Source organism: Peterkaempfera griseoplana (assembly GCF_001418575.1).
Lineage (GTDB): Bacteria > Actinomycetota > Actinomycetes > Streptomycetales > Streptomycetaceae > Peterkaempfera > Peterkaempfera griseoplana.
On the sequence record NZ_LIQR01000597.1, the window covers coordinates 1 to 6,021 of the forward strand.

Here is a 6,021-nt window from a genome sequence, read left to right on the forward strand (position 1 = left end):
CCCGAGCCCGCACCGTGAGGGCGAGAGCGCTGCTGGCAGCCGCCGGCCTGCTGCTCGCCGCATGCAGCGGCCCCGCCGCCGACCACGGCGCCTCCACACCCTCCGCCGGCACCCCGGCCGCCCCCGCGCAGGCCTCCACCGGCTCCCTGCACATCGCCGTGATCAGCCACGGCGGCCCTGGTGACGCCTTCTGGAACGTGGTCAAGAACGGTGCCCTGGCCGCCGGGAAGCAGCTCGGCGTGCAGGTCGACTACACCTCCGACCCCGACCCGGCCGGTCAGGCCAGGCTGATCGACAACGCGGTGGCCCAGCACGTCGGCGGCCTGGTGGTCTCGATGGCCAACCCCGACGCCCTGCAGACCGCCGTCAAGGCGGCCGTCGCCGCCGGCATCCCGGTGGTGACCATCAACTCCGGCTCCGCGCAGAGTGCTTCCTTCGGTGCCATCGGCCATGTCGGCCAGGAGGAGTCGGTCGCCGGCCGGGGCGCCGGCGCCAGGCTGAAGCAGCAGGGCCGGCACAAGCTCCTCTGCGTCATCCACGAGGCCGGCAACATCGGGCTCAACCAGCGCTGCGACGGCGCCCGCAGGGGCTTCGGCGGACCGGTCGTCAACCTCCAGGTGGACGCGGCCAACCCCACCGATGTGGTCTCCCGGATCCGCGGCGCACTCCAGGCGGACACCGCCGTCGACGGGGTGCTCACCCTCAACGCCCAGATCGCCGCGGACGCCGTCGACGCCGTCAAGGCGGTGGGCTCCAAGGCCCAGGTCGCCACCTTCGACCTCAACCCCGACGTGCTGAACGCCATCAAGGCCGGCACCGTCTCCTTCGCGGTGGACCAGCAGCAGTACCAGCAGGGCTATCTGCCCGTGGTGATGCTCAAGCTCTACCACGACAACGGCAACACCCTCGGCGGCGGCACCCCCGTCCTGACCGGACCCGGCTTCGTGGACGCGTCCGATGTCGACCAGGTCGCCCGGTACGCGGCCCGGGGCACCCGATGACCGCCACCGCCGCCCCGCCCGCCGGCGGACAGGACCGGCGGACCGTCCGCCGGGCACTGTCCGACCGGCTGGTGGCCCGCCCCGAACTGGGCGCGCTGCTCGGCGCCCTGCTGGTCTTCGGTTTCTTCTCACTCACCACCGGGCAGTTCCTCAGCCCGCTGGGCGCGGCCACCTGGCTGGACGACTCCGCGACCCTCGGCATCGTCGCCGTCGCGGTGGCACTGCTGATGATCGGTGGCGAGTTCGACCTCTCCGCAGGGGTGATGACCGCCTCCACCGCCCTGGTCACCGCACTGCTCTCGGTCCACCTCGGCTGGAACGTCTGGGCCGCCCTGCTGGTCTCGCTGCTCTTCGCGGTCGCCGTGGGCACCCTCAACGGATGGCTGGTGATGCGCACCGGGCTGCCCAGCTTCATCGTCACCCTGGGCTCCTTCCTCGCCCTCCAGGGCCTCAACCTCGGCGTCACCCGAGCCGTCACAGGATCGGTGCAGGTCAGCGGCATGCGAGGCGCCCACGGCTATGCCTCCGCCGGCTATCTCTTCGCCTCCACCGTGGACATCGGCTCCACCGCCTTCCCGGTCTCCATCCTCTGGTGGGCCGCCGTGGCCGCCGCGGCGTCGGTGGTGCTGCTGCACACCCGCTTCGGCAACTGGGTCTTCGCGGTGGGCGGTTCGGCGCCGAGCGCCCGCCAGGTCGGGGTGCCGGTGGGGCGCACCAAGACGCTGCTCTTCGTGACCACCTCGGTCGCCGCCTGGCTGGTCGGCAGCATCAACATCCTCAGATTCACCACCGTGCAGGCCGACCAGGGCGTGGGGCTGGAGTTCCAGTACATCGTCGCGGCGGTGATCGGCGGCTGTCTGATGACCGGCGGCTTCGGCTCCGCGGCGGGGGCCGCCGTCGGGGCGCTGATCTTCGGCATGGCCCGGCAGGGCATCGTCTTCGCCCGCTGGAACAGCGACTGGTTCATGCTCTTCCTCGGCGTGATGCTGCTCTCCGCGGTCCTGGTCAACAACGGCTTCCGGCGGCGCGCGGAGAGGGTACGGCGATGAGTGCACCCCTGCTGGAGGCCCGCTCCCTCGGCATGTCGTACGGCAGCGTGACCGCGCTCCACGACGTCTCCGTGGAGGTCCGCGCCGGCCAGGTCGCCTGTGTGCTCGGCGACAACGGCGCGGGCAAGTCCACCCTGATCAAGATCCTCGCCGGGGCCCTCCGGCCCACCGAGGGCCGGCTGCTGCTGGACGGCGCACCGGTGCGGTTCGGCTCGCCCCGCGACGCCCTGGACCAGGGCATCTCCACCGTCTTCCAGGACCTCGCGCTGGTCCCGCTGATGAGCGTCTGGCGGAACTTCTTCCTCGGCTCCGAACCCCGCCGCCGCCTGGGCCCCGTACGGATGCTGGACCGCCGCACCGGACGCGAGGCCGCCCGCAGCGCACTGGCCGGGATGGGCATCGACCTGCGCGACGTGGAGCAGCCGGTGGGCACCCTCTCCGGCGGCGAGCGGCAGTGCGTCGCCATCGCCCGCGCCGTCCACTTCGGCGCCCGGGTGCTGATCCTGGACGAGCCCACCGCCGCCCTCGGAGTCAGACAGGCCGCGATGGTGCTGCGCCATGTCGCCCAGGCCCGCGACCGCGGCCTCGGCGTGGTGCTGATCACCCACAACCCGCACCACGCCCACCCCGTCGGGGACCGCTTCCTGCTGCTCAACCGCGGCCGCAGCCTGGGCTGTTTCAACAAGCAGGACATCACCCCGGACGAACTCACCCGGCAGATGGCAGGAGGCGCCGAACTGCAGGCCCTGGCACACGAACTGCGCACCACCCCCGCAGCGGACGGCGGCTGACGCGCGGCCGCCGCCTCCCACGCTTCGCCCCTCCCGCCGACTACACCTGGGGGTGCGTCCCCTCGACGAAAGGCATCACCATGCGCGTCGGTCTCCTGGGAACGGGCCGGATCGGCTCCTTCCACGCCCGCACCCTCGCCCACCACGCCGCCGTCAGCCACCTCCTGCTCGCCGACGCCGACCCCGGGCGGGCCCGGCAGGCCGCCGCCCGCCTCACCGGCGCCCCGGCCGCGGTCACCGCCCTGCCCGGCACCGACGACGTCCTCGCCGCGGGCCTGGACGCGGTGGTCATCGCCACCGCCACGGACGCCCACGCCGCACTGATCGCCCGCGCGGCCCGGGCCGGGCTGCCCGCGTACTGCGAGAAGCCGATCGCCCTCGACGTCCCCGGCACCCTGGAGGCGCTGGGCGAGGTGGAGCGGCACGGCACGGCCCTGCAACTGGGCTTCCAGCGCCGCTTCGACCGCGGCTACACGGCCGCCAGACAGGCGCTGCACTCCGGGCGGCTGGGCTTCGTCCACACCATCCGAGCGGTCACCGCCGACCCGGCCCCGCCACCGGCCGCCTATGTGCCCACCTCCGGCGGCCTCTACCGGGACTGCCTGGTCCATGACTTCGACATCGTCCGCTGGGTCACCGGACGCGAGGTGGTCCGGGTGTACGCCGACGGATCCAACCGCGGCGCCCCGTTCTTCGCCGAGGCCGGCGACGTGGACACCGCGGCCGCGCTGCTCACCCTGGACGACGGCACCCTGGTCGGCTGCCACGCCACCCGCTACCACGGCGCGGGCTACGACGTCCGGATGGAACTGGCCGGCAGTCTGGACCAGTTGGTGGTCGGCCTGGACGCCCGCACCCCGATGACCTCCGCGGAACCCGGCGGCCCCGGCGCACCCGACCACCCCTGGCCCGACTTCCTCACCCGTTTCCACGACGCCTACGTCAGCGAGATCGGGGTCTTCCTGGACGTCGCCCGCGGGCTGCGGCCCAGCCCCTGCACCGGCGCCGACGCGCTGGAGGCGCTGCTGGTGGCCGAGGCCTGCGAGCGCTCCCGCCGGCTGGGCGCCCCGGTCTCCCTCGACTCGGTACGCCCCGCCGCGCTCCCCGCCGGGGAGCCCGCCCGGTGACCCCGCCCGGCCGGGCGCCTCCCGGACCGTACGGGCGCCCCGGCCGGCATCTCCCCAGATCCGACTCCGTCAGCGAAGGACGATCCCGATGACCACCGTTTCCGTGCCGCCGATGCTGAGCAGGGTCGCCGCCGCGCCGATCTCCTGGGGGGTCTGCGAGGTCCCCGGCTGGGGCCACCAGCTGCCCCCCGGACGGGTACTCGCCGAGATGCGGCAACTGGGCCTCACCGCGACCGAGTTCGGCCCCGAGGGGTTCCTCCCCGAAGGGCCCGCCGCCCGGGCGGCGGAGCTGGCCGCCCACGGACTGACCGCCGTCGGAGGCTTCGTCCCCCTCGTACTGCACCGGCCCGACCACGACCCGGTGCCGGCCGTCCGCAGCGCCCTGGACGCCCTGGCCGCCTGCGGCGCCCGGACCCTGGTGCTGGCCGCCGCCACCGGCCTGGACGGCTACGACACCAGACCGGACCCCGGCGCCGAGGGCTGGCGGCTGCTGCTCGGCCGCCTCGACACCATCGCGGAGCTGGCCGCCGGGTACGGCGTCGCCGCCGCGCTGCACCCGCACATCGGCACCCTGGTGGAGCGGGCGGAGGAGGTCCGGCGGGTCCTCGACGGCAGCTCCGCCCCGCTCTGCCTGGACACCGGCCATCTGCTGGTGGGCGGCACCGACCCGGTGGAACTCGCCCGCCGGGCACCCGACCGGATCGCCCACGTCCACCTCAAGGACGTCGACGCCGCCGCGGCCCGCGAGGTGCGTGAGGGACGCGTCCCCTACGCCCGGGCCGTCGCCGCCGGGCTCTACCGGCCGCTCGGACAGGGCGACGTGGACATCGCGGCCCTGGTTGCGACCCTGGAGGGGCACGGATACCGCGGCTGGTACGTGATGGAGCAGGACGCCGTGCTCACCGCCGAGCCAGGCCCCGGTGCCGGGCCGCTGCGCGACGTCGCCGACTCGCTGGACTTCCTGCGCACGGTGGCCGGGTGAGCGGCCACGGCGGCGGCCCCGCACCCGGCCACGACCTGATCACCCTGGGCCGGGTCGGCGTCGACCTGTACCCGCAGCAGACGGGGGTGCCACTGGCGGAGGTCCGCACCTTCGCCAAGTCCCTGGGCGGCACGGCCACCAACGTCGCCGTCGCCGCGGCCCGGCACGGACTGCACACCGCGGTGGTCACCGGCGTCGGCGACGACCCCTGGGCCCCGTACGTCCGCTCCGCGCTGCGAGCCTTCGGCGTCGACGACGGCGGAGTGGTCACCGTCCCCGGGCTGCAGACCCCGGTGGTGTTCTGCGAGATCCACCCGCCCGACGACTTCCCGATCCTCTTCTACCGCCGGCCCGTCGCCCCCGACCAGTGCCTCACCGCCGAGGCGCTGGATCTGACGGCCCTCGCCCGCGCCCGGATGGTGTGGATCACCGGCAGCGGCCTGGCCGTGGAGCCGACCCGTTCCACCACCCTGCTCGCCGCCGCCCAGGCCGGCCCCGCCACCGATGTCGTCCTCGACCTCGACTGGCGCCCCTCCTTCTGGGCCGAGCCGCACACCGCGGCGCACTGGTACGCCCAGGCGCTGCACACCGCCACCGTCGCGGTGGGCAACCGGGACGAGACCGAGGTGGCCGTCGGCACCCGCGACCCCGACCGCGCCGCCGACCTGCTGCTGGAGCGCGGAGTGCGGCTGGCCGTGGTCAAGCAGGGCCCGGACGGAGTGCTGGCCCGCACCGCCCACGAGGAGGTACGGATGGCGCCGCTGCCGGTACGGGTGGTCAACGGCCTCGGCGCGGGCGACGCCTTCGGCGGGGCGCTCGCCGCCGGACTGCTGGCCGGCCGGCCGCTGCGCGAGGTGGTCGAGACCGCCAACGCCGCCGGCGCCCTGGTCGCCGGGCGGCTCGCCTGCGCCGACGACATGCCCGAGCCCCGGGAGATCCGGGCCCTGGTCGCCCGCGCCTACCGCCACCGTCCGGGCGATCCGCCGCTGGCCGTTCCCCCGTCGCCGCTGCGCACACCCGCCCGCTCCGGCACCGCGGCCGCCCGGGAGGCGATGGCATGATCCCTCCCAC

Annotated in this window: 6 protein-coding genes; all 6 read left to right on the plus strand. The window is 74.7% G+C overall.

Features of this window, described 5'->3' with window-relative positions; translation table 11 throughout:
• Nucleotides 1–1,001, plus strand: a 1,001-nt coding sequence (locus tag AOK09_RS33730) for a sugar ABC transporter substrate-binding protein (protein ID WP_322973233.1), incomplete at its 5' end; no start/stop codon positions are given.
• Nucleotides 998–2,050 (plus strand): ABC transporter permease, encoded by a 1,053-nt coding sequence (locus AOK09_RS33735; protein ID WP_055591030.1) that lies wholly within the window; start codon nucleotides 998–1,000, stop codon nucleotides 2,048–2,050. The genes AOK09_RS33730 and AOK09_RS33735, both read left to right, overlap by 4 nt.
• On the plus strand, nucleotides 2,047–2,841 hold the full coding sequence (locus AOK09_RS33740; protein WP_055591031.1) for an ATP-binding cassette domain-containing protein: 795 nt from the start codon (nucleotides 2,047–2,049) through the stop codon (nucleotides 2,839–2,841). The genes AOK09_RS33735 and AOK09_RS33740 overlap by 4 nt, the downstream gene beginning before the upstream one ends.
• Nucleotides 2,842–2,921: 80 nt before the next feature.
• Complete coding sequence (locus tag AOK09_RS33745) at nucleotides 2,922–3,968, plus strand: Gfo/Idh/MocA family protein (RefSeq protein ID WP_055591032.1); 1,047 nt, start codon at nucleotides 2,922–2,924, stop codon at nucleotides 3,966–3,968.
• 88 nt (nucleotides 3,969–4,056) lie between these two features.
• The gene (locus AOK09_RS33750; protein ID WP_055591033.1) at nucleotides 4,057–4,950 is read left to right on the plus strand and encodes a TIM barrel protein; all 894 of its coding nucleotides are present in this window, start codon (nucleotides 4,057–4,059) and stop codon (nucleotides 4,948–4,950) included.
• Nucleotides 4,947–6,011, plus strand: a complete 1,065-nt coding sequence (iolC, locus tag AOK09_RS33755; protein ID WP_079063638.1) for a 5-dehydro-2-deoxygluconokinase — start codon at nucleotides 4,947–4,949, stop codon at nucleotides 6,009–6,011. The genes AOK09_RS33750 and iolC overlap by 4 nt, the downstream gene beginning before the upstream one ends.
• The last annotated feature ends 10 nt before the right edge of the window (nucleotides 6,012–6,021 follow it).